Source organism: Paenibacillus sp. J5 (genome assembly GCF_054955055.1).
Map to the genome: position 1 here is coordinate 22567 of NZ_JBUEDD010000008.1, position 26670 is coordinate 49236.

At 55.2% G+C, this 26670-nt stretch carries 20 protein-coding genes; all 20 read right to left on the reverse strand.

Annotation, left to right across the window (positions count from 1 at the left end; translation table 11 throughout):
- Positions 1–990 (reverse strand): ABC transporter ATP-binding protein, encoded by a 990-nt coding sequence (locus tag ACY1JZ_RS15600; protein WP_270170001.1) that lies wholly within the window; start codon positions 988–990, stop codon positions 1–3.
- The gene (locus ACY1JZ_RS15605) at positions 987–1991 is read right to left on the reverse strand and encodes an ABC transporter ATP-binding protein (RefSeq protein WP_462630007.1); all 1005 of its coding nucleotides are present in this window, start codon (positions 1989–1991) and stop codon (positions 987–989) included. Before ACY1JZ_RS15605 ends, ACY1JZ_RS15600 begins: the two co-directional genes overlap by 4 nt.
- 13 nt (positions 1992–2004) lie before the next feature.
- A complete protein-coding gene (locus tag ACY1JZ_RS15610) occupies positions 2005–2913 on the reverse strand; it encodes an ABC transporter permease (RefSeq protein ID WP_462630008.1) in 909 nt (302 codons plus the stop codon).
- Between the two features lie 43 nt (positions 2914–2956).
- Positions 2957–3877, reverse strand: coding sequence for an ABC transporter permease subunit (locus ACY1JZ_RS15615; RefSeq protein WP_270169996.1), 921 nt, complete (start codon positions 3875–3877; stop codon positions 2957–2959).
- A 106-nt stretch (positions 3878–3983) separates the two neighbouring features.
- Positions 3984–5597, reverse strand: coding sequence for a glutathione ABC transporter substrate-binding protein (locus ACY1JZ_RS15620; RefSeq protein ID WP_270169994.1), 1614 nt, complete (start codon positions 5595–5597; stop codon positions 3984–3986).
- Positions 5598–5704: 107 nt separating this feature from the next.
- Positions 5705–6709, reverse strand: coding sequence for an asparaginase (locus ACY1JZ_RS15625; protein ID WP_462630009.1), 1005 nt, complete (start codon positions 6707–6709; stop codon positions 5705–5707).
- Between the two features lie 12 nt (positions 6710–6721).
- Positions 6722–7879, reverse strand: coding sequence for an ROK family transcriptional regulator (locus ACY1JZ_RS15630; RefSeq protein ID WP_270169990.1), 1158 nt, complete (start codon positions 7877–7879; stop codon positions 6722–6724).
- 353 nt (positions 7880–8232) lie between these two features.
- Positions 8233–9042, reverse strand: a complete 810-nt coding sequence (locus ACY1JZ_RS15635; RefSeq protein WP_462630010.1) for a response regulator transcription factor — start codon at positions 9040–9042, stop codon at positions 8233–8235.
- The gene (locus tag ACY1JZ_RS15640; protein ID WP_462630011.1) at positions 9011–10777 is read right to left on the reverse strand and encodes a sensor histidine kinase; all 1767 of its coding nucleotides are present in this window, start codon (positions 10775–10777) and stop codon (positions 9011–9013) included. Before ACY1JZ_RS15640 ends, ACY1JZ_RS15635 begins: the two co-directional genes overlap by 32 nt.
- Before the next feature lie 7 nt (positions 10778–10784).
- Positions 10785–11855, reverse strand: a complete 1071-nt coding sequence (locus ACY1JZ_RS15645) for an NAD(P)-dependent alcohol dehydrogenase (RefSeq protein WP_462630012.1) — start codon at positions 11853–11855, stop codon at positions 10785–10787.
- Positions 11856–11880: 25 nt separating this feature from the next.
- Positions 11881–13494 (reverse strand): glycoside hydrolase family 43 protein, encoded by a 1614-nt coding sequence (locus ACY1JZ_RS15650; RefSeq protein ID WP_462630014.1) that lies wholly within the window; start codon positions 13492–13494, stop codon positions 11881–11883.
- Between the two features lie 28 nt (positions 13495–13522).
- Entirely contained in the window at positions 13523–14827 is a 1305-nt protein-coding gene (locus ACY1JZ_RS15655) for an ABC transporter substrate-binding protein (protein WP_462630015.1), read from the reverse strand.
- Between the two features lie 184 nt (positions 14828–15011).
- Complete coding sequence (locus ACY1JZ_RS15660; protein WP_462630016.1) at positions 15012–15902, reverse strand: carbohydrate ABC transporter permease; 891 nt, start codon at positions 15900–15902, stop codon at positions 15012–15014.
- Between the two features lie 15 nt (positions 15903–15917).
- Positions 15918–16805 carry a carbohydrate ABC transporter permease gene (locus tag ACY1JZ_RS15665; RefSeq protein ID WP_462630017.1) on the reverse strand — a complete coding sequence of 296 codons (888 nt, stop codon included), beginning with the start codon at positions 16803–16805 and terminating at the stop codon, positions 15918–15920.
- 156 nt (positions 16806–16961) lie between these two features.
- Positions 16962–18152 carry a Ger(x)C family spore germination protein gene (locus tag ACY1JZ_RS15670; protein ID WP_462630018.1) on the reverse strand — a complete coding sequence of 397 codons (1191 nt, stop codon included), beginning with the start codon at positions 18150–18152 and terminating at the stop codon, positions 16962–16964.
- Positions 18136–19245 (reverse strand): GerAB/ArcD/ProY family transporter, encoded by a 1110-nt coding sequence (locus tag ACY1JZ_RS15675; protein ID WP_462630019.1) that lies wholly within the window; start codon positions 19243–19245, stop codon positions 18136–18138. Before ACY1JZ_RS15675 ends, ACY1JZ_RS15670 begins: the two co-directional genes overlap by 17 nt.
- A 16-nt stretch (positions 19246–19261) precedes the next feature.
- Positions 19262–20959, reverse strand: coding sequence for a spore germination protein (locus ACY1JZ_RS15680; RefSeq protein WP_462630020.1), 1698 nt, complete (start codon positions 20957–20959; stop codon positions 19262–19264).
- Between the two features lie 159 nt (positions 20960–21118).
- The gene (locus tag ACY1JZ_RS15685) at positions 21119–23050 is read right to left on the reverse strand and encodes a 3'-5' exonuclease (RefSeq protein WP_462630021.1); all 1932 of its coding nucleotides are present in this window, start codon (positions 23048–23050) and stop codon (positions 21119–21121) included.
- Positions 23051–23310: 260 nt separating this feature from the next.
- Positions 23311–24321, reverse strand: a complete 1011-nt coding sequence (locus tag ACY1JZ_RS15690; RefSeq protein ID WP_270169971.1) for an iron-hydroxamate ABC transporter substrate-binding protein — start codon at positions 24319–24321, stop codon at positions 23311–23313.
- Between the two features lie 397 nt (positions 24322–24718).
- Positions 24719–26443 carry a helix-turn-helix domain-containing protein gene (locus ACY1JZ_RS15695; RefSeq protein ID WP_462630023.1) on the reverse strand — a complete coding sequence of 575 codons (1725 nt, stop codon included), beginning with the start codon at positions 26441–26443 and terminating at the stop codon, positions 24719–24721.
- Positions 26444–26670 lie beyond the last annotated feature (227 nt).

Sequence of the window (26670 nt, forward strand, 5' to 3'; positions counted from 1 at the left end):
TTATTTGCCGCCCATTACGGCTTCATCATACAGATGGCAAGCAACCTCATGACCCGGCTCCACCTCGCGGAACACCGGAGTCGCTGTCTTGCAGACCTCCATACAGGAAGGGCAACGCGTATGGAAGCGGCAGCCTGTAGGCGGATTAACCGGACTTGGCAAGTCGCCTGTCAAGATGATCCGCTCCCGCTTTAGCGAAGGGTCTGGAATGGGCACTGAGGAAAGCAGCGCCTGCGTATACGGGTGAAGGGGGCGGTCATACAAGGTATCCTTGTCCGCGGTCTCCACGAGCGAGCCCAGATACATCACGCCGATCCGGTCACTAATATGCTCCACGACACTCAAGTCATGGGAGATGAACAGGTAGGTCAGCCCGTACTCCTCCTGCAGATCCTGCAGCAGATTCAGCACCTGGGATTGAATCGATACATCCAATGCCGAGACGGGCTCATCAGCGACGATCAAGCTTGGGCGAACCGACAGCGCACGGGCAATACCGATCCGCTGGCGCTGACCTCCGCTGAATTCATGCGGGAACCGCTCAGCGTGCATGCTGCTCAGGCCCACTGTTTCCAGCAGCTCATGTGCCAGCTTGTCGCGCTCGCCCGGCGTCAGCTTCGTATGGATCAAGAGCGGCTCCGCCACCAGGTCCTTCACCTTCATGCGTGGATTCAAGGAGGCATACGGGTCCTGAAATACCATCTGCATATGCTTGCGCAGCGGACGCATTCTCGATTCGGGCAGATCACTGATCCTACTGCCCTCGAACCATACCTCGCCTTCCGTCGGCTGGAGCAGCCTGGTCACCAGTCTCCCGGTCGTCGACTTGCCGCAGCCGCTCTCTCCAACCAGACTGAACGTCTCGCCCTTGCGAATAGCAAAGCTGATCCCGTCCACGGCACGCAGATATTTCTTTTGTCCAAGAAAGCCCTTCTTGATCTCAAAGGATTTCTTCAGATTCTTCACTTCAATTAAAGGCTGTCCGTTCATCCTTCCCCTCCTCCTTCCACCTGGGGCTCCTGCGTCAGAAAGCAACGGCTGCTGCGGTCGCTCCGCCCATTCACAGCCACCAGCTCCGGCTCCTGCACATGACACTGCTCCATCGCAAATTGGCAGCGGGGCGCAAACTTGCAGCCCGCAGGCATCTGCGACAAGTCCGGCACATTGCCCTTGATCGAATCCAGACGGCGCACCTTATGGCGCAGCTTGGGCACGGATTGAATCAGCCCCTTCGTATACGGATGCTGCGGATCGGCAAACAGCTCCCGCACCGGCGCCTCCTCCACGACACGCCCGGCATACATAACCACGACGCGATCGCACAGCTCGGCTACAACACCCAGATCATGCGTGATGAGCAGCATCCCCATGTCCTGCTCCTCCTTCAGCCGCTTCATCAGATCCAGAATCTGCGCCTGAATCGTCACATCGAGCGCTGTCGTCGGCTCATCGGCAATGAGCAGCTTCGGGCTGCATGACATCGCCATCGCGATCATGACCCGCTGCCTCATACCGCCGGATAACTGATGCGGGTAATCGTGAATAACCTCCTCTGCACGCGGAATACCGACCAGGCGCAGCATATGAATCGCATGCTCGCGCGCTTGCTTGCGCCCGTACCCCAGGTGAATACGGATCGGCTCCTCCAGTTGCTTGCCGATTCGCAGCACCGGGTTGAGCGAGGTCATCGGCTCCTGGAAGATCATCGCCATATCATTGCCTCGAATTCGGCGCATCTCCGTATCGCCAAGCGTGGTCAGGTCTGTACCCTCGAAGCGAACCGAGCCGCCGGCAATCCGCCCTGGCGTATCCTTGAGCAGCCGCATGATCGACAGAGAGGTTACACTCTTGCCGCAGCCTGATTCGCCGACCAGCCCGAGCACCTCGCCTTTTTTGATATGAAAATCCACCCCGGAAACCGCCATAATCCGGCCGCCTCCGCGCTTGAATTCCGTCTTGAGTCCCTGCACCTCCAGCAAATGTTGAGCCATGCCGCTTCCCTCCTTATGGTTTGATCTTCGGATCGAGCGCATCCCGCAGGCCGTCCCCAACCAGATTGAACGCCAGCACCGCCAGGAAAATCGTCAAGCCCGGAAAATACACAATATGTGGAGCAATGCTCAAATAATCGCGTCCCATGCTCAGCATCGCGCCCCAGTCCGGCTCGGACGTCTTGGCGCCCATGCCGAGAAAGCTCAGTGAGGCAGCCGCCAGAATGGCGCCGCCGATACGCATCGAGATGTTGACGATGATGCTGGATACGGTCTCAGGGAAGATATGCCGCCAGATGATGCGGCCGTTCCCCGCGCCCATCGAGCGAGCTGCCTCAACGAATAGCGTCTCCTTCGCGGAGAGCGTCACACTGCGAATGATCCGCGCGAAGGAAGGGGTGCCGAATACCGCCACCGCGATGACGACATTGATCAGTCCCGGGCCCAGAATCGCCACAATCCCGATCGCCAGCAGCAGATCCGGGAAGGAGAACAGCACGTCGCTGCCTCTCATAATGAGACGATCCAGCCAGCCGCCATAATAACCGCTCAGCAAGCCCAGTACCGTACCCAGCACAGCCGCGATCAGCACCGCACTCAGGCTGACAGCAAGCGTCAGGCGCGTGCCTTCGATCAGACGACTCAAAATATCGCGTCCGTATTCATCTGTACCCGCCCAGTGGGCGCGGGATGGCCCCTCCATCAGGGCATCGTAGTCCGGCGCTTGCGGATCATATGGCATCATCATCGGACCGAAGATCGCGATGATGAACAGCAGTAAAATAAAGCAGGCGGCCGCCATCGCCAGCCACTGCCGGCTGAATGTATGGAAGAAGGCTCTCACCCGGCTATTGCCGCTGCTTCCCCCACGGGATGCCGCTACCGAGGGGGGAGCTCCTTCTGCTGTGGAATGATTGCTCATGGTATTACCTCCTATAGCCTTCTAATTGCCTCCTGCACAAATGTTAGGAATATCGAATCTTCGGATTAATGACACCGTACAGCAGATCGACGATCAGATTGATCAGGATGAACTGGGTGGCGAACAGCAGCAGCAGCGCCTGAATGACCGTATAGTCGCGGAACAGAATCGAATCCACCAGCAGCCTGCCAATGCCCGGGATGCTGAATACGGTCTCGACCATGACAGAGCCTCCCAGCAAAAATCCGAACTGCAGCCCCGCTACCGTCACGACCTGAATCAGTGAATTGCGCAGCGCATGACTGCCGACGACAACAAATTCACGCAGCCCCTTGGCTCGTCCGGTACGGATATAGTCTTCACGCAGCGTCTCCAGCATGGAAGACCGGGAATAACGGGCCAGCATCGACATGATGCCCGCACCCAATGTAATGGATGGGAGAATATACGACTTCCATGAATCCACGCCCCCTGTCGGAAACCAGCCCAGCTCGACTGAGAAAATCTGAATCAGCACCAGCCCGAGCCAAAATCCAGGGATCGACATACCGGAGATCGCTGTCAGCGTTCCGGCATAATCCGGCCATCGATTGCGGTATACAGCGGAGATGACGCCAATGGTCAACCCGAGCACCGTTGCCCAGACCATACTGAGCAATGTCAGCCAGATCGTTGGCATAAGCCGACTGGAGAGCATCTCTGTCACCGGCAAGCCGGAACGGATCGACTGTCCCATATCGCCGCGGAGCAAGTCCCCCATATAGTTGAAATACTGCTGCCAGATCGGGAGATTCAGCCCGAGCTGCTCTCGGATGCCTTCAATCTCCTCCAGCGTGGCATCCTTACCGGCAAGCAGACGCGCCGGGTCTCCTGGTATAAGATGAATGAACAAAAAAACCAGCACCGATACAACCAATAATAGCGGGATGACGCCAAGCAACCGTTGCAAAGCATATCTGCCCAACTTCATCTGCCTCCTTCCACTATAGCAAGTATAAGAAAGGCCGCTCCCTTGCAGCGAAGCGGCCTTCCCCATCAAATTCGATACCTGTCTGAGCTTTAAAGCTCTCTTATTTCACCTCAGCATAGCGAACATTGAGCGAGCCGTCCGGGAACACCTTGGCGCCATCCAGATAGCTTCTGTTGCCATAGACAATCTGATCGACGCCCATGAATGCCCATGGCGCTTCCTTCCAGATCGTCTGTTGAATATCGGCATAGATCGCCTTCGCTTCAGCCGGGTCGGTCGATTTGTTAGCAGCCGCAATCCAGCCGTCTACATTATCATTTTTGTAGTAAGCGGTATTGGAGCCTGCAGGCGGCCACATCTCGCTGCTGAACAAGCCTCTTGTTGCGCCATCCGCATCGCCGGAGGATGGCGACCAGCTTACATACCACATTTGAATTTTCGCTTCCTCAGGCGTCTTGGCCGAGTTGATCTGCTCGGACAGCGTGCCGCCCTCCAACGATTTCACATCGACCTTGATGCCAACCTGTGCAAGCTGCTGCTGCAGGAACTGCATGCCCTTGATCGTCTCCGAATCGTTCTCGCCCCATACCTCGGTCTCGAAGCCATCCGGGTATCCCGCTTCAGCGAGCAGCGACTTGGCTTTCTCCAGATCAAAATCATAGCCTGTCTGCTGAGCATAATATTGCGTCTTAGGCGACATCGTCGAATCCAGCTTCACGCCCAGACCGGATTTGACAACCTTAATATAGGCTTCCTTATTAATCGCATAGTTGATCGCTTGACGGACACGCACATCATCAAACGGCTTCTTCATCGTGTTCAGTGTGACATAGCGTACAATCGTGGAATCCACCTTATTGATTGCGATTCCTTCTTGACCTTCTACATCAGCAACCTGCTCGGTCGGCATCGGGTAGATGAAGTCCGCCTCGCCTGTTTTGAGCATCGCGATCCGCGAGCCGTTCTCCGGCACCGGACGGAAGGTTACACTGTCCACCTTAGGCAAGCCAGCTTCCCAGTAATTCGGGTTCTTCGCCACGACCAGACGGTCGCCTTGCACCCATTCCTTGAACTGGTACGGTCCGGTACCTACCGGGCTCTTCACAATATCCTGGCCCTTCTCCGCAAGCGCCTTCGGACTGATCATGCCAGCCATAGCCACCTTATTCAAGAAGGCGTTATACGGCTCGGTGAGCGTGAAGACAACGGTCGACGGATCAGGCGTCTCCACCTTGGCGACCTTCAGGAAGCTTTTGCGCAGGCGCAGATTGTTCGCCTCGTCCTGAATACGGGCGATATTAGCCGCTACAGCCTCGGAATTAAAATCGGTGCCATCATGGAACTTCACGTCCTTGCGCAAGGTGAAGGTGTATACCAGACCATCCTCGCTGATGCTGTAGTCTGTAGCCAGCACCGGGATCACATTCATATTTTCATCAAAGCCCATCAAGCCCTCATACATTGTTCTGGCACCGCTAATCGAGTTGGTGTCGCTCGCATTATGCGGGTCCAGCGTGATGAAGTTCGCATTGACTGCAACAACAATATCCTTGTTATTTTTGGATACGGTCTGCGCAGGCTTCTTGTCCCCGTCAGCCTTGTCCCCTGTTCCTGTACTGCTGCCTCCGCCCGTATTGCCGCCAGAGCAACCTGCCACTAGCGAGATGATGAGCACCAGCGCAAGCAAAGACCACCATTTACCTTTCGCTTCCATTCTCTCCACTCCTCTATGCCTGAAATTGGATGTATGAATAACTTTCGCCTACCCGAGTGGAGCAAACGAAAGAGCATTCCGATTGTCGCAAGAATTGTCGCCAGAGCTTACACTTCCCAGGCAAATACCGCCCGCCGCTCGCCGACCAGCTCGCCGCCATCATTGACAATACCGTTAGGCGCAAGCGTATACAGCCGCTTAATCGTCTCCGTATTGCTGTAGCCGATCCGCTCCAATATCGATGCGATCACGCACGGCCATACATGCTCGGCCCCGTCAGATACCTTGAGCGAGATGCCCAGCCGCTCCTTGCGCAGCCCGATGCCATAGACGCCCTTGGCTCCGCCCTTGGCGACCAGATTGCTGTCCTTCAGCAGTGCAGAGCAGACAAACTGGCGGTCAGCAATCATATCCGGGTGTTCATTCATGAGCCTGCCGATATGCTCAGCCGCGCCGCCAAGCTCGGCATCTGCAATCTTGTCCGGGCAGGCCAGCTTCATGTAAGCATAGGCGATCTTGTGCAATGGAAGTGCGAAGACCGGCAAGCCGCAGCCATCTGTTCCGTATGGAATCGAAGCCTGCGGCACCTCGGCGATTAACGCGACCGCCGCCGCAATCTCCTGCTGAACCGGATGCGCCAGCTCATAGTATGTGCTCTCGTCCCAGCCCAGATGCTTGCAGAGGCCGAGCAGACCCGCATGTTTGCCCGAGCAATTGTGGAAGATGCGCCGCTTCGCCTCATGATCGCGATGGCGCTGCGCCTTCGCCTCCTCATTCAGCGGATAGGTGGAACAACAGCGCAACTGCTCTTCATCCAGTCCCATCTTGCGATACATCGATTCCAGCGCCTCGATATGATACGCCTCGCCGCGGTGGGAGGCTGCCAGAAGCGCCGTCTCCTCCCCGCTCAGTCCATACCGCTCATCAATCCGCCGCTTCATAGCCGGCAGAGCCTGGAACGGCTTCGCCGCCGAGCGCAGATAGGTCATGTGCTGCGGATTGCCAGCCTTGTGAAGAACGTTCCCCCGCTCATCGACGACCGTTACGGCGCCATAGTGTACATTCTCCAAAACACCGCCCCGATATTCTTCCACCAATGGTACAAAATTCATCTCGAACGCCTCCTATTCCAACGTAAAATATCGATCCTGCGCCAGTAGTCCTGACCCGATCATCACGCCGCCCTCGTTCAGCAAGGAACGGTGGAAGGTGAAGGAGCCGCCCAGTGGCTCCCATACATAACGAGATAAATAATGCTGCTCGATCTCGTCATAGATGAATGGAAATTTCTCCACCAGCTCACCGCTCAGAATGACACTGTCCGGGTTGTACATGCAGACGACATTGTTAACGGTAATCGCCATATACATCAGTGCTCGATTAATAAGATGAACCGCCCAGTTCTCCCCTGCATCGCGTGCTGCGAACAGCTCCTCGATGGAAGAGCTTGGACGAATTCGGCTAGCCTCCAGCAACAGCGAGTTGATACTAATGTAGGTTTGCAGACAGCCCGCCTTGCCGCATTCGCACATCATGCCGCTGGGATCTACCGTTGTGTGGCCGATCTCGCCTGCACTGTTGCCTGCTCCGCGGTAGATTTCCCCGCCCAGGATGACGGCCGAGCCGACACCATGCCCGAAGCCCAGCAGCGCCGTGCGGGTGGCACCGACCGCAGCGCCATGGCGATGCTCGGCAAGCGCCCTGACCTTCAGCTCATTGTCCACCGCCACCTCAAGACCCGTCAGCTCGCGCAATCGCTCTGCCAGCCGCACCTGCTTCCATGCCAGCTGCACCGAGAAGATGACGATCCCCTGCTCATTATCGACGATGCCAGGCAGTCCGACCCCCATCCCGGTAATGCGTTCCCGGTCGATGTTCTCTTGCCCGATCAGCTCGCTCAATGCGCCCTGAATGAACTGCATCGTCGTCTCTGCTGCCTCATCGGGGATACGTGGATATTTGCGGCTGCATACTAGCTTGCCCTGTAGATCGACAATACCGATACTTACGACCGTCCGATCCAGCTCGATCCCTACAGATAGCACCGAGCTGTCCACAATGCCGAGCAACGTGGACTTCCTGCCCAGCCCGGCTGACACTTGGTCAGAGGCTTGCAGGTAGCCCTGCTCTGTCAATTCGCCAACGATCCGACTGACCGTTGTCGGACTCATGCCTGTCTGCTGGGCAATCGCTGTACGTGAGATCGGATGCTGCCGTTTGATGATCTCAAATACCGTTCGCTTGTTTTGCCTCTTCATAAAGTCCTGATCATGTTTTTTCACAGGCACTTCTCCTATTATTTTCTTCATTGGAATAATTAAAGCATAAATATCACGAAAATCAATAAAAATTGTGATAAATATCCGTTTACCCTTCTATAATTCAATTAGTTTCTCCAGTGATGGTATTAATAATAAACCCGTTTCGATCCTATGTCAATATAATTGACATCAAAAAATTTTACCCCATGTAAATGGCTTTGGCGACCTTGGCAGAAGGCTCCATACGTGCCTGCTCTATCAAGGCTCCGTCATGCTTCCAGCCAGGTACTACGCGGACTGTAAATACACCAAATAGCCCTAGCTCCTGTTACATAGCTAAGGCTATTGGCATGTGGACATTCTAGCGGGATGCTCTATCTCTGGAGCAGACGATTACGTTGCTTACTGCAATCGCGGTACGTCTTGGGGGTCATCTGCTCATGCTTCTTGAAGATTTTGATGAAATAGCTCGTCGTCTGGTAGCCGATCTGCTCGGATATATCATCCAGGCTCAGCGTAGAATGAACCAGCAGCTCCTTGGCTTTCTTCATCCGAAATTCCGTCACATAATCAATAAAGTTAATACCCAGCTCTTCCTTGAAGAGCACACTGAAATAACTCGAATTCAAATGGACATGAGCCGCTACCTCCTTGATCGGGAGGGCTTCATGAATATGCTCGTGAATGTAGCGGATCGCCTTGGCGACTGACGGGTTGTCCGGCTCATCTGGGTGAGGCTGAAGCTGCAATGGTTCCTCGGAGCTGCTATCCTGCTTCGCCCGACTGTTGGCCGCTGTCTGCTCATTATGCAGCATAGACAGCGCCTTCTCCACCGCCTCCACCAGTTGATCCTGCTGCACAGGCTTGAGCAGGTAGTCAACGACACCCAGGCGCAGCGCGCTCTGGGCATATTCGAATTCGGCGAAGCCCGTCAGCATAATGCACCGGATCGGATTATGATCCGCTCGGACAGCCTCAAGGAGTTGAATGCCATCCATGACCGGCATCCGAATGTCAGTGAGCAGAAGATCATACGGCTGCGAGCGCAATCGCTCCAGCGCCTGTGCCCCATTCTCGGCACTATCGATCACCGCCCCGTCGCCTCCCCACTCCTGCAGCGTGTAGCTTACGCCAAAGCGTGCATTGGGCTCGTCATCTACCACCAGAATGGCCGGGTGCTTCATTAGTCCATCCCTCCTCTGCCGCAATCACGAGCTTCACTATCGTTCCCTTGCCCGGAGTGCTCTCCAGCTCCAGCCCATATCGCTCGCCATATTGCAGTTGTACCAGCTTGTGCACATTATATAAGCCGATGCCTCCGCTGCTTACTGCCAGCTCCTCCCGCGTCTCCTGACGCAATCGCTTGTTGATCATCTGCAGATGCTCCTCACTCATGCCCACACCGTTATCCGTTATGCTGACTGTCAGCATCCCCTGATGAACGTCGGCGCGAACCGTCACCATCCCTCCCTGATCCAGCGGCTCGATGCCATGCACGATCGCATTTTCAACCAGCGGCTGAATCGTCAGCTTAGGGATGCGGCATGCAGCCGCCTCTGGCATAACCTCAATCTCCACCTGCAGCCGGTCATGCCAACGCAGCTTCATCAGATCGACATACCGTCGAACTTGTCCGATCTCCTCCGCCAATGTCACGAATCCGTCCCCGCCTCCATGAGAATGAATGGTGTACCGGAACAGATCCGCCAAGCGGATGATGGAATGCGACAGCTCCTTCTCACCCTTGCGGATATGGGCCCAGTAGATAGAATCGAGCGTGTTGAACAGAAAATGCGGATTAAGCTGAGAATGGAGCGCTGTAATCTCGCTCTTGCTCTTCAGCAGCTCGATTTCATAGACAGAACGAATTAGGTGATTCATCTGCCTCACCATCTGGTTGTATTTCGTATTCAATTGATTCGCTTCGCGATTGAAATACCCCTCCGGATTTTCCTTCAGCGTCCCTTCCTTGCCCTGCTGCATGACGCGCGTCAGCTTCTTGAGCGGATGGGTAATGAACAGCGATAACGAATAGGAGAGCACGGCGAACAGTAGTACGCACCCGAGAGTTGCCCATAACATGACGGTCTGAATAAGTCGAAAATCTTCGGTGACGTTCTTTTTGGGGAGCCAGATCTCCAGTCGCCACTTCGTCTCCTGGATCGTATGACTCACTGCCATATAATCACGCGTCTTCTCCCGCTCATCGAGCAGTCCCTGCACACCGTCTCCCTCTGCCGAGATCAACTGGTTCTGCTCGTCAAACAGGTACATGATGCTGCCCTTCAGCCGTTCCACATCCCGCTCGCCGCCAATAAAATCCACCAACGACGGCTTTACCCGAATCAGCAAGTAGCCCCCCTTGGCATACTCCTGCTTCTCCAGCTTGATCTGGCGCAGCGCCAGCAAAAATTCCGGGTGCTGCGGATCACGCGCCATCCAGACCAGTGCGCCCGCCCGCAAGCTCTCGTCCGCTTTGGCGACCATCTCCGGGTCAACCCGCTCGCCAATCGCCCGATCCACAATCGGATAGATGCTGGAGCGCAGCGAGAACAGCTCCATATCCTGGATCGTCTCGGAATAGACGGTCTTATCAACCATAATCCGGCGAATCTTCATCCGCTCCTCATAGGAGGCTTCACCGCCGGACAGGTCCTGCAGCAGCCGCTCCTGGATACGATCATCCATCGCCAGTTGCAGGCTCAGGACATTAATCTCGCTTAATAGCGATTCGAGGCGCCCGCCCATCTGAACCGCAATCTCATCGGCAAATTCGGCCACATTCTTCTTCTGCACGCCCGCCAGCAGCACATACAGGCTGCCTATGGTCACGAGCAGCACGACCACCATCGCCAGAGTGAAGCCGACAAATATTTGCCCTCTCGTCTGATCCAGTCCCAATCGCTTGAGCAGGCGCATCCCGACATCATCCCTTAGCTACATCTTGTTTGTCTGGGTAAATCATAATTTTAATGCTCGTATCCTTCTGCGTGCGGGCCATCTCAACCGCTTCCTTGATGTCCTCCAGCGCAAAGCGATGCGTGATGACCTGCTCGACATCCAGCTTGCCGCCAGCGAGCGCCTGTACGGCAGCCGGATACGTATTGGCATAACGGAACAAGCCGAACACATCCAGCTCCGAATCAATCAGGTGATTAATATTGACCGGGAGATCATCCTTGGCCGGCATGCCGACCAGCACCACACGTCCCCCGCGGCGCACCGTTGTAATAGCGTCGCTGATTGCCCGCCCATTGCCTGAGGTCTCGACCAGCACATCTGCGCCATGGCCTGCTGTCGCCTCAGTCAGCTTCTGCTTCACATCCTCGCTGCTCGGATCAAACACAGCGGTTACACCCATTTTGAGCGCCAGCTCACGCCGGAACGGCACCACATCTGTCGCATAAATTTCGCTTACGCCGTACATTTTCGCAGCCTGTACCGCCAGCAGGCCGATCGGCCCCAGCCCGGTTACCAGCACGCGGTCTGCAGGCGTTACCCGGCCGCGGTTCATCGCATGAATGCCCACGGAGAACGGCTCAATCAGTGCGCCCTCCTCAAAGCTCATCGCTTCCGGCAGCTTGAATACAAAGTCACTGCGGATCGTGACATATTCCGCCCATGCCCCGTCTACTGGAGGCGTCGCCATGAACACCACATCCGGGCACAGATTGTACCGACCGGACTTGCAGTAATCACAGCGTCCGCAGGTGACGCCCGGCTCGACTGCCACTCGATCTCCGACAGCAACATGGCTGACATCGGAGCCGACCTCAACGATAACACCGGACAGCTCATGACCTAGGATGATCGGCGCCTCTACAACATAACGACCGATGCGGCCATGCTCGTAATAATGCACGTCGGACCCGCAGATACCGATGCAATGAACCTTCAGCAGCACCTCGTCCGCCTTGGGCACCGGGATCGGCACCTGCTTCACTTCGATGTCCAAGGGGCGGTTCAGCACCGCTGCTTGCATTGTTTTTTCGCTCATGTTATTCTCTCCCTTTTGCTTACTATTATTGTGCGGATTGCTCCAGCTCGCGGTAGGTGAAGTAGGCAAAATCAGCCGGCTTGCGCGTACCGCTCAAATCCTGGGCGCAGATGCCGATGAAGGCTCCTGTAAACCCTTGATCGATCAGATAACCATCGATGACGGTCTCGGCATTCTCATCAGAGATTTTCCCCGCGTCCAGCACCGGCCCGATCGCTGTCCAGTCCACGCCATCCCTGGAATAATAAAAGGACAGCCTCTCATGATCCGCCTGGAGCTTGAGATACACCTGCTCCCAGCCTTCAACCGATACGCCTTGCTCCAGCGGTTCGTCATAGATGCCGCGGTCGCTCGTCATTATCGTCAGATAACGACCCTGCTCCTCATCGCGCGTAATGTGCAGATAATAATAATTCTTGTTGTTATAGTAATAGATAAGACCCGCCATCTGCTGATAGTGCAGCGGCTCGAATTCCACTGCTGTCTGCGCCTCCACCGTGAACGATTGTTGGCGACGAGCCAACAGACTCTGATGGAAGGCCGAGTATAGCGACTGCCCGCCCAGCAAGCGCAGATAGCCCGGACGAGCGGTGAGCGACGCCCACTCCTCGCTCACCGGCTGGCGCAGCGAGGCCAGATGCAAGCTCAGCCCATCAGGGCCGAACAGCTCCGCTGCAGGCTCCTCGAAGGGATGCTCCGGCAGATCAGGCGCCTGCACGGTGACATACGGGCTGTTGCCGCCGTCCGCCAGCCGAAGCCAGCCATCCTCTGTCCACGCTACCCGTTGCAGCGCTGTCTCTCTACCCAGATTGCACTGCATAGACGGACGCAGCGGACGTCCACACAGATGAGCAATATACCACTCGCCGTTCTGCGTCTCAACCAGACTTGCATGACCCGCACGCTGAAGGGCGAGCTCCAGCTTACCGGCAGAGGTGACGAGCGGCCCTTGCGGATCAGCCTCATATGGCCCCAGCAGTGAAGCAGAGCGCGCCACAGTCGCCGCATGACCAAAGCGGGTGCCGCCCTCCGCTGTAATCAGGTAATAGTAGCCGCCATGCTCATAGAGATGCGGCCCTTCCGTCAGGCCAAGCTCCGTGCCGCGGAACAGGTTATGGATCGGCCCAACGAGCCGCTGCTCCTCCACCGAGTATTCCTGCATAATAATCCCGCCGAACGGATTTTTGCCCTTGCGGTGATCCCACATCAGATTCAGCAGCCACTTCTTGCCATCCGATGCATGGAACAGGGACGGATCAAAGCCACTGCTGTTCAGATAGATCGGCTCCGACCATGGCCCATGAATGTCGGTCGCCGTCACCATGTAATTCGGCGTATCCTTGAACGGCCCCAGATGACTCTTCACATCGGTGTAGATCAAGTAAAATACACCGTCAGCATAGCTGAGGCACGGCGCCCAGATGCCTCCGGAGTCTGGATTGCCCAGCATATTCAGTTGGCTGCTCCGCTGCAGCGGATGGCCGATCAACTGCCAGTTCTTCAAGTCACGAGAATGATGAATCTGCACGCCTGGAAACCACTCAAAGGTCGATGTGGCGATATAAAAATCCTCCCCGACCCTCACAATGGAGGGGTCGGGGTTGAAGCCGCGCAGGATGGGATTTGTAATGATAGACAAGGTGCATCCTCCTTACACAGACATGTTGTTATTTAATTGCAGCGAGAATCGACGGAATATCGGCATCCTTCTTGCCGACGATGGCGCCTACAGCATTCAGGAACTGCTCGGCCCGCTTGGCATCCAGCGCCTGATCGTAGTAGCCGAAGAAGCCCTCCAGATTTTTGCTAATGTAGTCGTCATAACGGAACGCCAGTGGATGCATGTTGGCTTCGTCCAGCCCTGGATTTTTCATCGGGCTGATGTTGGCGCCTTCATTGATCTCCTTGCGCTGCTCGGGGCTGGTCAGGAAGCGCACGACCTTGTAGGCGGCATCCTGGTTCGTTTTGGACGAGATGGCCATCCCCGCGCCGAAGCCGCCATGGTATACGTTGACGCTGCCTGCTCCGCCTTCAACAACCGGGAATGGCACGAAATCGACCTTCTCCGCGAAGTCGTCGCCCAGGAACGATTCCATCGCCCATTCGCCCTGCAGATACATGGCCGCGCGTTCATTCGTGAATAACGCTTCTGCGGCTGCATAATCAAGACCCAGGAATCCATTCACAAAGCCCTTGTGGTCGACAGCCATTTCCTTGAACATCTGACCCGCCTTAACGAAGGAATCCGCTGCGAAATCGCTTTCGCCTGCCTTCGCCTTCTCGAACGGCTCCGTGCCGCCTACGCGCTCTGCAAAGTACGAGAACCAGTGCAGAAGCGGCCAACGCTCCTTGCCAGCTACGGTAATCGGCGTCACATTGTTGGCATTCAGCTTGTCCACGACCTGCAGCAGCTCATTGTAGGTTGTCGGAGGCGTCAGGTTATTCTGCTGAAAAATTTCTTTATTATACCACAGGGATACGCCGCTGAACAGTACCGGCACGCCATACGTCTTGCCATCATAGGTGAAGGTCTCTAGTCCCCCCGATAGTACATTATCCTTGAACTCCGCATCCTTGTCCAGATAGGAGGTGAGATCGCCTAGCAGTCCGTTGGCAACCAGCGTGTCAAACGTTTCGCCGCTCCAATAGGTTACAATGTCCGGCAACTGATTGCCTGCGATCGCCACCTTCATCTTGGTCTTCAGCGCCTCATCCTCGAAAAACTCGGCCTTCACCTGAACGTCCTTGTTGTCACGGTTGAATTCCGCCAGTGATTTCTCGATAATGGAACGGTTGCGCGTCTCCATGCTCCACATGGTCAGTTGGGTGACATTTCCATCCCCGCCTGCCGTATTTTCTTTACCTGCGCCTGTATTAGCGCCTGTGTTGCCATTTGAGCTGCTGCTTGGGCTGCCACAGCCTGCCACAGCTACCATTGCGAATGCCAGTAGTGCGATTGCCATCTTCTTCATGATGTAATCTCCCCTTTAGTTGAGTTCTATGCTCTATTTATGAATAAGCTGCGCGCCAGACTAGCAGCCGCTTCCCGCAGGGCTGCGCCGCAATTCTTCCCCAAAAAGCGCGCTGCTGTATCACCATTTCTCACGTTGTACAACGACCCTCATGTCTTATAACCATAGCCGCTTCCTCGACAGCTTATCCTTTGACCGACCCTGCCACAACACCCTTATGCACATATTTTTGCAAGAACGAATACATGATGATGATCGGTGTGGTCGTGATGACCAGCGCTGCGCTGATCAGCGAGTAGTCCGCGCTGAAGTTGCCCTTGAACATCATCAGACCGAGCGGCAAGGTTTTGAGCGCATCCTGCGACACCATAATCAGCGGGAATATAAAGTCGTTCATGATGTTGAAGAAGGATAGAATCGTTACCGTCGCCAGCACCGGCTTCGCCAGCGGAAAATAAATATAGAAGAACGTCTTGTAAATGTTGCAGCCGTCCACCAGCGCTGCTTCCTCCAGCTCTTTGGGCACTTCACTGAAGAACCCATAGGCAAGAAAGACGGCTATCGGCAGATTGAAGCCGATGTACGGGAAGAACAGTGCCCAGAAGGTATCGTAGATGCCCAACTGATTGGCAAGGGTGAACAGCGGGATCAGCGTGCTGTGCACCGGGATCATCATCCCGAGCAAAAACATGCCTAGCAGCAGCTTGGAGCCCTTGAACGAGCGCGTTGCCAGATAGAAGCCGATTAGCGTTGATACCGCCAGCAAGCCGACAACCGAGAAGAAGGTAATGTACAAGCTGTTGAACAGGTAGCTGCTAATCCCCTCATTCCAGGCGTTGACGAAGTTCTCGAACCGCCATTGCGTCGGCAGTCCCCATGGATCTGCGAAATATTCCTTATTACTCTTGAACGACGAGATCAGCATCCATACGAACGGATAACCGGTCAGCACAAGATGAACCAACAAAATCAAGTAGATGACGATGCGGCTGACCAGCTTGCCTCGCAGCAGGCTGAACCGCGCCCACACACTTTCTGCCGCTCCAGGTTGGAGCTGCGCTTGAGAACTGCTCACAGCGATTCTCCTTTCTTATTGGAATTTGGCGCTTCCCTTGCCCAGCACCTTCGTAATGACAAGCGCCAACACCAGGCCAAACAGCAGCAGGAAGGTGGAGATGGTGCTGCCATAGCCGTAGTCCATTAACTTGAAGGCATTGCTCATCATATAGCTGGCAAGCACCTCGCTCGAATGATTCGGGCCTCCGCTTGTCATAATGTAGATCAGATCAAAATACTTCAGCGAGTTAATCACACAATTCAGCACCGTGAACGTGATAGCCGGCCAGATGAGCGGAATTTGAATCTTGAAGAAGATTCTCCATTCCCCTGCTCCTTCGACCCGGGCTGATTCGAGCACTTCGTCCGAAATGTTCTGCAAGGCCGCAAAGTAGACCACAATGTAAAAGCCGATAAACTGCCACGCCACTACGGCGATTACCGATAACAGCGCTGTCTTTTCATCGCCTAGCCAGGCATGTGTCCAGCTCTTCAGACCGAGCTGAATGAGCAGATTGTTCAGCAAGCCGAAGTTCGGATCATAGATTTGCCCCCAGAGAATGCCCAGCACCGCAGTCGACAGCATGACAGGTGTGAAGTAAACCGTTTTCAAAAGATTCGATCCTCTAAGGCCAATACTAAGCAGCACAGCCAGCAGCAGGCCGACCGGAAGCTGCACGAGCAGTGCGCCCAGCGTCAAGTACAGCGAATTACGCAGCGCTGTCCATACAACCGGGTCCTGCGCCAGCCGAATGTAGTTGTCAAGTCCGCCAAATACCTTGGGCGAGATGCCGTCCCATTGAAACAAGCTGTAGTAGACGCTCATCACAATCGGAATAATAATAACACCAAGGAACACCGCCAAGGCCGGGCCCATGAAGAGCAGCCCTCCAGTAAATCTTCTCAACCCTTTCTCTCTCATCGTATCTCTCCCTATTGCCCTAAGATTGCGCTTTCATCGATGACAGTTCCTATCTTATCAGTAAAACAGCGCGTTGATATGGAATAAGGATTGGGAAAAATGATACATCGATTGGGTGATCGCTAAAACGTGAAGCAAAGGGACAGCGCGCGGCTCCTATCGACGCTTGGAGCCGCGCGTGCCGAACTCCTGGATGCGTACCTCCACCTTTACCTTAACCGCCATACGGCTAAAGCGATCCTCCCAGTCATCCTTGACCCGCCGCCATACTGCCGGATGATCGATCGAGAGCCGCTTGCCGAAGCCGACGACATCCACCTTATATTGCTTCTGCGTCTTCTCCAGCGCCCGCTCCGCGAGCTGTCTGATCCGCGCTGCCGTCGCCTGCTCGGCTCGTTCTACGAACGTCTGGTCAAATGCATCTCCTGGATTCGCCCAGTCCTCGCGCAGCTTTCCCTCGCTCTTGATCCTCACCTCAAAGGAAATGCGATCCCCCTCAATAATGGGTACTATATGCCGCTTCATGCGGCGCACCTCATAACCGAGCATGGCTCCGCTCTCCAGCTCTACACCTTCAATGACCCCGTTAAATCGGCGAATGCCGAGCAGGCAATTCAGCCCTGCCGTCTCCAGTTCGCCCAGCCAGCCGACCATCTTGGCCGTGGCTCCCTTCACCACTGCCGCCCCCGACAACTGCGATTCTCCCTGAAGCGCCATCACTCGTTGCAGTACAAAGCTGTGTTGGCCTGTCAGATGCTCAGACAGATTGCCGAGTGTCATCTGAACAGGTGTGCGCAGTGTCTTATGGTAATTTTCCGTCATCTCCCGCAGCTCGATCGCCGGGGTCTGTCCGCTCTTATGCTGCGAGAATATCGGTTCAGACCTCCCCTTGGCAACGACGACCCGAATCGAACGCCTCGTCTCCGTATTGCGCATAAAAAAATTGATGACATTTCTCAGATCCATCTGGCGGGCGACTTGTTCGCCAATCACGATAACGCGCACATGCTCATAGCTGGGAGGACGATCAATGCGGGTTGCAAGCTGGCGGATGTTATCGAAGATGATCGGGCCCTCGCTTGTAATATTCATATATTTTTTCTGCGTCTTGCCGCCACCCTGCTCCGAGAATCCAGTGGGCAGTGCAATCTGATGCGTCATGGAAATTTCCGGCCGTCGTTGTTCGTCATCGCCTCCATCGGAGGGCATATCGAGCCCGATGCCCAGCACGATGCCGGTTTCTTCAATTTCATTGCGATCCCAACAGCCAGACAGCAGCACAGCGTTCATAGTCAGCCAGACGGCAAGCAGCAGCCAGACTGTGCCGTATTTAAGAGGCTTGCTCATTTCCAATCCTCCTGACAGCAGCCACCGCCAACAGAATGACCGGCAACAGTCCGAACATCAACAGCGAAGCGTAACTGTTATATTCACCCAGCGCAAACACAGCATTCAGATTATCCGGCAAGACGGCGATGGCAAAAATGATCGGCATCACAATATAAGACCAGACGCGGAAGTCCTTCCCGTACAACTGCGCAGCACCCAGGCATGCTCCATACTGGTACAGCACATAAGCGGTATACATCGACAGTACCCATAACACGGTAAATAAGGATTCGAACCGCTCGAAGAACCCATCCGGGAGCTCAATGTTCATCGCTACCGACATGGTAGGCCAGGTGACTGTCTTTACCTCCTCCACTGTCAACGAGCCGATCGTCACCAGCACAATCAAGGTATACAGCACCGTAGTCAAGCCGATTCCGGCAAGCACGGCGGGCACAGCCTTGCGGCTCATCTTCATGAAGCCCCCCAGGAAGAGCAGCACCTCAAACCCGCTGTACGATAGAATGGAGGAAGGCATGCCCTGGAGCACCGGAAGCAGTCCTTGCCCCAATACCGGACGCACATTATCCAGCTCAAAATCACGGAAGCTAAACACGATCAGCACCATCAGAATACATACAATAATCGGCATGAACAGCTCGATCAGACGGGCGATCGGATTGATGCCGCCTACCGTTAAATAATTGGCCACCAGCATAAACAACACCATCGTCACCATGATCGGCGTCTTGTCGAGCAGATACATGCGAATGACCTCACCCATCACCCGCAGCAGATACCCCGCCGAGGACAAATAATAGACAGACACCAGCACCACCACACAGGCTCCAAGCGGTCGGCCGATAATATCACCGACATACGCATAGAAGCCCCGCCCCGGAAAGCGCCGGCACAGCAGGCCGACAATCCAGCCAGCCAGCAGCGCCACGAAGCCGCTAAGCAGGACAGATAACCAGCCATCCGGTGTGTTCACCGCCAGCGATACACTCTGCGGCAAAATCAGAATGCCGGTGCCGATCATGGCTTTGGATACCATCATCGCCGCCTGGTTGGCGGTTATGGTCTCTGCACTTGGCTTGCGTTGCCCCATTCTTCCAGCCCCCTCGCTATTTCTGTCTCCTGGTGTCTTGCGGACGATTCATTAACGGCCGTTGCTTCATCATGCGGAGCGGAAAGCGCAGGAACAGATCCTTCCATTGCGACGGACGAGCTGGAACGACAGGGGATAGATAGCTGACCCCGAAGCTCTGAAGCCGAGCCAGATGCGCCATGATGAGTATAAAGAACAAAATGACGCCGAAAAGTCCCAGCACCGCTGCCGCCAGCATCATGCCAAACCGCAGCATTCGAATCGCAATCCCGGCCTCGTACTGTGGAAAAGCAAAGGACGATATAGCCGTCAAAGCCACCACGATGACCATAATCGGACTGACAATCGCCGCCTGCACCGCTGCCTGCCCGATGACCAGACCACCGACAATCCCGACTGCCTGGCCGATCGGCTTGGGAAGACGCAAGCCCGCCTCGCGCAATATTTCCAAGGTCACCTCCATAATAAGCGCCTCGACAATAGACGGAAACGGTACGCCTTCCCTCCCGGCAGCTATCGAGATCGCCAGCTTGGTCGGGATAAGCCCATGATTATATGAGATGAGCGCGATATATAGCGAGGGGAGGAACAGTGCAAAGAACGCCGCTGCATAGCGAAGCAGCCGTATAAGCGATGAGGGCATCCAGCGCTCATAATAATCCTCCGACGAGCTCAGCATCATCGTAAAGGTGACGGGCGCTATCAGCACAAACGGCGTCCCATCCGTCAACACCGCAATTCTGCCTTCCAGCAGCGCTGCTGCTACCCGATCCGGCCGCTCTGTCGTCTGAAGCTGCGGGAAGGGCGACATCACATTATCCTCCACCAGTTGCTCGATATAGCCAGATTCCATCACATCATCGATGTCGATGCGAGCCAGCCGTGTTCTCATCTCCTCCACCAACGCCATATCGGTTAAGCCCCGGATATAGACCAAGGCCACATCCGTCTTGGAGCGGCGTCCGAGCTTATACGGTTCTAGCACCAGATTCGGGTCCTTAATCCGCCGGCGCAGCAGCGCCGTATTGGTGCGAAACGCCTCCGTGAAGCCTTCACGCGGCCCCCGCACCACCGTCTCGGATACCGGTTCCTCAATCGAGCGGCTGGGCCAGCCGCAGCTACCGACAATGAGCGCCGTATCTGCGTCCTCCAGCAGAAGCACCGTATTGCCTCCCAGCACCTCCTGAATGCAATCATCCAGCAGCGGCGATTCCTTCAGCTCTGCTACATTCAACAGGGCAGACGTCACCATATGATGGCCGCTTCCAGCACTCTCCGCGCCTGTGCCGCTGCCTTCTGCCCCTTCCTGACTATTGCCTGTCGAGACCGTCATATTGTTCTCGTCAGTCCCAACTAATGCAGATTCTGCACCCTCTGCTGCAGCCTTCGCTCTTGATCGTGCCGCACGCGGGGGCTTGCTGTCCTCTCCCGAATGCCCGGCCGTCCCCAATGCCCTGGCCTTGGCCGGCTCAAGCATCATGAGCGGACGCAGCACCAGTTCATTTGCCGTCTGCTTATCAACCAGGCCATCGATATAGATGAGCGCCGCATCCTTGTTAAGACCCGGAATGCGGAACTTGCGGAGGATCACATCAGGACTTTGGCCCATGATGCTTTGAAATGCTAATATATTGTCATGCAGCTTCTCCGATAGCCGCCGCTGCTCATTCGACATCACTCCAGCCCCCGCCCATGTTGTGTTCTTGTTAGTCATTCCCAATTCGCCTCATTTCATCCCACAACGGCTGCCGAAGTGCGGAATAGGCCAGCCTTCGTTTCGCGTAAAAAATATCGCAAAAAAACGCCGCCCCCTTGGAATTAAGGGGAGCAGCGTTATAGCAAAAACCGGGAAGGCTATAAAGTCGAAAGAGAACTAACTACCTGCATATGCAGGCCCAGGAGCAGGGGCGGCCTCCCGAGATACCCGTCTTTCCTCCAGCCAACTAGCGAAGCCGTCAGGCTTGCAGTAACTTAGGAACAGCCATTCCATTGCCCGCGTCATGCCGATATAGAGCAAGGACACCTCGCGCTCCACATTATCCTCCAGGTGGAACGGCATACTATCCAGATTAACGAGGAAGACCGCACGAAAATCCAGACCCTTGGAGCTGTCGATTGTGGACAGCTTGACCGCTTGCTGACTTCGATCATAAGCACGCTTGGCGGCACTGCTGGCTGCGAACCAATTATGCGGAATCCCACGCTTGTCCAGCTCAGCCTGCAGCTTGTCTACATAGGAATAGGAATAACGGTTTTTCACCCGGTACAAAATGGCGATGTCGGTGTAGGAGACATGACGCTCCTCATGCAGCGTGCGGATACAGTCGGCCACCCACGCTGCCTCTTCATCGAAGCCGGTCAAGCGTCGTATGATCGGCTCTGGGCCTTTGCGCTTCGTGCTCTGAGGCGGAATAATCTCCATTCCCTCTACAGAGCTTCCTTCCTTGACACGATCGCGCAGCGCCGAGTGCTGACGATAAAATTCCCAAGCAAAATCAACAATCTGGGCAGTATTACGGTAGTTGATGCTCAATATTTTCGAGCGCCCGCGAAAGTCAAGCCCAGTACTGGCGGAAAGACTTGTTTTGCGGCGAAATATGTTTTGAGCCTTATCCTCAACGAGCAACAGCGACTGCGTATCGGGGTTCAGCACCCTGCTCAGCAGCTCCAGCCAAGACGGTTCAAAGTCTTGACCTTCGTCGATCAGTATCGCGTCATACTTAGGCACGATCGCCTCCTTGCGCTCCAGCTTTTCCAATAGCTGCCCGATCCCGTCATCCTTGATTCGCAGTGTATTCCACAGCCATTCGTGGAAGGTAGCTGTCTGAATATTATAGCTGCGCGAACCCTCCATCTGGTCTGAACCGGCACGCGCGATCAGCTCCAGCAGGTCCTCCGGCTCCTCCATCATCTTGTCAATCAGGCTGCGCAGCACCCGCGACAACGGAATGGCGTAGCATAGCACAAGAATATTCCAGTCCGGGTGCTCCTTGGCAAGCAGACGGGCACGCGCCGATAAGATCAACGTTTTGCCACTGCCTGCTACGCCGCGAATCAGCCGATTTTTATCGCCAAGTTGCCGTGCGAGCGATTCCTGATGCAGATCCATCGCCTGCAAATTATGCAAGGAGAGCAGCAATTGGTCATTGTAATAGATCGGCTCCTTGAATTCAGCGCTAATCCGTACTTCCGGGAACAAGTGGTAGCGAATGGCTTTGATATCGTCATCGGACAGTAACTGCGATGTGCGAAACGGAACGGTGAACATGCCGAGCAGACGCTCCATGAGCGAATCTGCACTGAACTGCTCGCCATCCATGTCCAAATCATCGCGTGTCAGCATGAACTGTGGCTCGATGACCCGGTGAAGCTGTAATTTTACAATATGAGTCTCCCTTAGCCTCGTAAATACCGTGCCAAAGGCATAGCGAAACTTCAATTGATTGGCATAGCTTCCCGTTTGGACTAGATTTTTGTCTTTCTTGAGCTTGTTTGCAATACGAAAAGCATTGTCTCGCGCCTGATGAAGCGCATTGCGTACCGTGCTGATCTCGCCTTGCGTATTGTAGATGCGCCATTCATTTGTGTACAGCTCGTACAGCGTGCCCTCCGTATAGTCCTTCACTTCCAGTACCAGCAGCCCCAGGTCAGGCCCGATTACGACATAATCAGGCTTGCGCCCGCCAATCTCCGGCTCGTAGTAAACAATATAATCATCGGGCAGGCTTTCCTTCAAGGTATGGAATAACAGCCGCTCGCCCGCGGTGCATGTCTTAGGCAATGTCTCAGGGATCATATAAGCCATGTTCATCTCTCCACTTGAGCCTTGGAAATCGTAAAACAACCGAGCGGCAGCCGAGCTTGCAGCTCCAATTCCGGTGCTTCCAGAATCCATGGCATACATCATTTTCCTCTATTGTATACTGGCGGCTTATAAATGAAAATGGATTTTATGCCAAATTCCGTCCTATTTCTCTCTATTCTCTTCTCTATCGACATCATTGCAAGCTGGCGCAGCATAAAAAAGAACCATCCGGCCTATGTTCCGAATGGTTCTCTCCCCACCTACTCCCCGAGCAGGCTGTTCTTGATGAATTCCAACTGGAATTCTAATGTGAGCGGATCATTGAAGTAAAATTGCTTCGCATCCACCTCATAAACATGGTTCTTCTGTACAGCAGCAATGCCCTTGTAGATCGATGTCTCCTGGAACGAGCTGTCCTCGTCCATATTTTTGCTGAAGATGACATAATCGCCAAAGTAGTCTGGCAGCACCTCGGCCGACAATGCCAGGTAGCCATCCGCCTTCGTCGCCTCCTCAACCGTCTTCGGCATTTTCAGCTTCATTTCTCCATACAGAATTTCGGTGCCACGGGAGTAATTGTAGCCATACACGTATAGCTGCTTATTAAACGTCTCGATGACGGATACGGTCGCGTCATTCCCGATCTTGGCCCGAATCTCCTCTCCAGCTTGCGTCGCACGCGCACGGAAATCGTCCACCCAGGCTCTTGCCTCTTCCTCCTTGCCGAGCAGCTTGCCCACTTCAATCTGTTGGGTCAAGTAGTCCACCTTGCCATACGTATACGTAACTAATGGTGCAATCTGCTCCAGCTTGTCCACATTCGAAATGCCATCCAGACTAATAATGAGGTCCGGCTGCAGCTCCAGTATCTTTTCCAAACTCGCGTCCGATACCGTCTCGACGTCCTTCAACTGGTCGGCAAATCGCGGGTTCGTCTTGGACATCTCATCGACACCGACGAGCGGCACCCCAAGCGCCATCACATGCCCGGTCAGGAAACGTGTCAGTACGATCACCCGCTGTGGATGAGCCGGAACCTTGATCGGTCCGTTCTCCGATTCGTAGATGCGCGTCTGCTCTCCCTCGTCCGGCTGTGCAGCTTCCGTCTGTTCGGCTGCCGTCCCTGTCTTCTCCGCTGCACCGCCCGCTGCTGCAGGCAGGCCGCTGCCCCCGGCTGAGGATGGGTTCTGCTGCGCACCTTGGCCGCAAGCGCCAAGCAGCAGCCCCATCGCGAGCAGCAACGGTAATATCCATGATCTCTTGCTAGTCATCTCTCGTTCTCCCCTTATTAAATGCACATAGCATGTGTTGCAGTTCATGTTGATGGCATCAAACCTACAGTGCGCCTGTTCCCTCCAGAGCACCCTTCCACCCTATGGCACAACAGGCAGCTTCATCAACAGCTTTTTGATGATGAAAATCATTCGCATTTGGCAAACTCTATTATAAGAATTGCCTGAGGGAGCGACCATAGCTTTTTGTTGGAATAATGGCTTGTACTTTTGTAGGCTTGGGCAACAACAGCTTTGCAGAGCTGCGGCATGGCAGCGGTATGGAGGCGGTATGGCAGCAGCCTAGCCCATCCTAGCAGCTCCTGACAGCGACCTGGTTAGATTACGAGTGATTGATTAGGGCTTCTAGGACTGGTTAGGGCTCGTTAGAGCTCGTTCAGGGCTGCACCGTAGTGAACAGCGCCTCGGCACGCTGCAATTGCAGCCTGATCGATACCGGATTATACGGAATCCAGTCGTCCGGCGCCAGCCAGTGGATGGCATCACTTCTCACCGCAGGGTGCTCCTGCCAGGACAAGGTGTCGAACAACGCTTCCGCATGGGCGGTGCTGCCCTTGCTGTCAGGAATGACGATAATGAGCAACCGATCGGCTGCATGCTCCGGCGCCATAAGCTGCTCCGGCTCCACCGCAATAGAATGAAATTGATCGCCATACCGCTCCAGCTCGCGACCAACGCTGACCGGAGGACGAAGGCCGAGCGAACGATACATCACATATCCCGCATTACGCGCGCCATAGAGCAGCAGTCGGCCAGGCTTCACGACGAGGATCGCTATCGTCTCCCGCTGCACCGTGTGCTGATGCAGCCGTTCTCTGGCTGCCTGCTCCTCCGCTGCAAACGACGCCAGCCATTGCTCAGCCTGAGGGCTGCGCTGCACGGCGCGGGCAATCATGCGCAGATGCTCCTTCCAGCCAAGCGCCATCCACGGAATCTCGATGACGGGAGCCGCTACCCTAAGCTGCTCTGGCTGCAGCCCATATTCGTGCAGATGCTCGGGCGCAGCGATCAGCAGCCCTGCTTCACTCTCCAGAAGCTGACGCCGCAGTTGCTCCACTGTGCCGCGCACATCAATGAACCGCATCTCTTGCAGATGCGACAGACCGTCAATGGTCACATATTCGTTGCTGTCCGAGATCGTAACCGCCGGCTTCACATCTAATAGCAGCAAATGGCTCGCATACGGCGCCAGCAGCACAGCTACGCGCTGCGCACTCCCCCGAAGGTAGTCCGTAGGCGAGACTCCCGTCTGCTGCTTAAAGCGTCGGCTTAGATAAAACTCATCCTTATAGCCGACCTGCAAGGCAATATCTCGCAGTGTGCCATTGCCGCTGGTTAACAGCTCCTTGGCACGATGTACCCGCAGTCTCGACAAGTAATCCATCGGACTAAGGCCTGTACATTGCTTGAACCGAATCGAGTAATGAGCCGGGCTGACGCCCGCGAGCGCTGCCAGCTCGCTCCGGCTCAGCTTGGCGCTGTAATGGCGCTCCATGTATACAATACTGCGCTCCATGGATGGCTGCTCCTCAGCCTCCCGCTGAGAATACTTGCTCTCAAGCTGCTCCAGCAGTCGCAGCAACAACTGATGCAGCAGCAACTGGTTCTGCATATGGCGCAGCTCATGCACAGGCAGGCGGTGCGTATACAGCTCCTCTGCCAGCGCTACGAGCTCGGCCGCATGCGGCAGATGCAGCATCCGCTCACCGCCGAGCAGCACGCTGTGCTGCCGGACATAGCTCGGCTGTAGCTGATGCGGCTGCTCTGGCTGCTCTGGCTGCTCTGGCTGGTGCAACTGCGGTGACTGCTTCTGCTCTGGGTTATATGCTCCGAGCCATAGCTGGAACAGATGCAGCGGCTGCTCCAGGTCGGCTGTCAACAGTGCCTCCGCATGAGCGGGCAGCAACAGTACATCGCCAGCAGCCAGTTCACAGCATTCGGCTCCCCATTGCAGCAGCCCGCTTCCCCCTGCGACTGCAAGCAGCAATGCATGCACTCCGCTATGAAGCTGATGCTGCGGTCTGCTCGAAGTGCTATACAACACCTGAATACGATGAAGCGTATATAGCGGGAATCGGGCCTCCGACCATTCTTCGATCATGTTTCGACGTTCCTCCTCGGACTGCAGCCGCGCTATAGCGCCCTTCAGGTCGCCAGCGGCCGATATAGATGACGATGATTTCTCTCTCCATTTTACCACAACCACAATACGATCCGTCGCCGGCTTCAGCCATCGCCCTTCATCTTCGCCAGCGTATACGCCTGCCGTCCCTTCTTGATTGGGCTAGTCCTCGATCGCATAGATATAGAAGCACACAAGGCGAACAG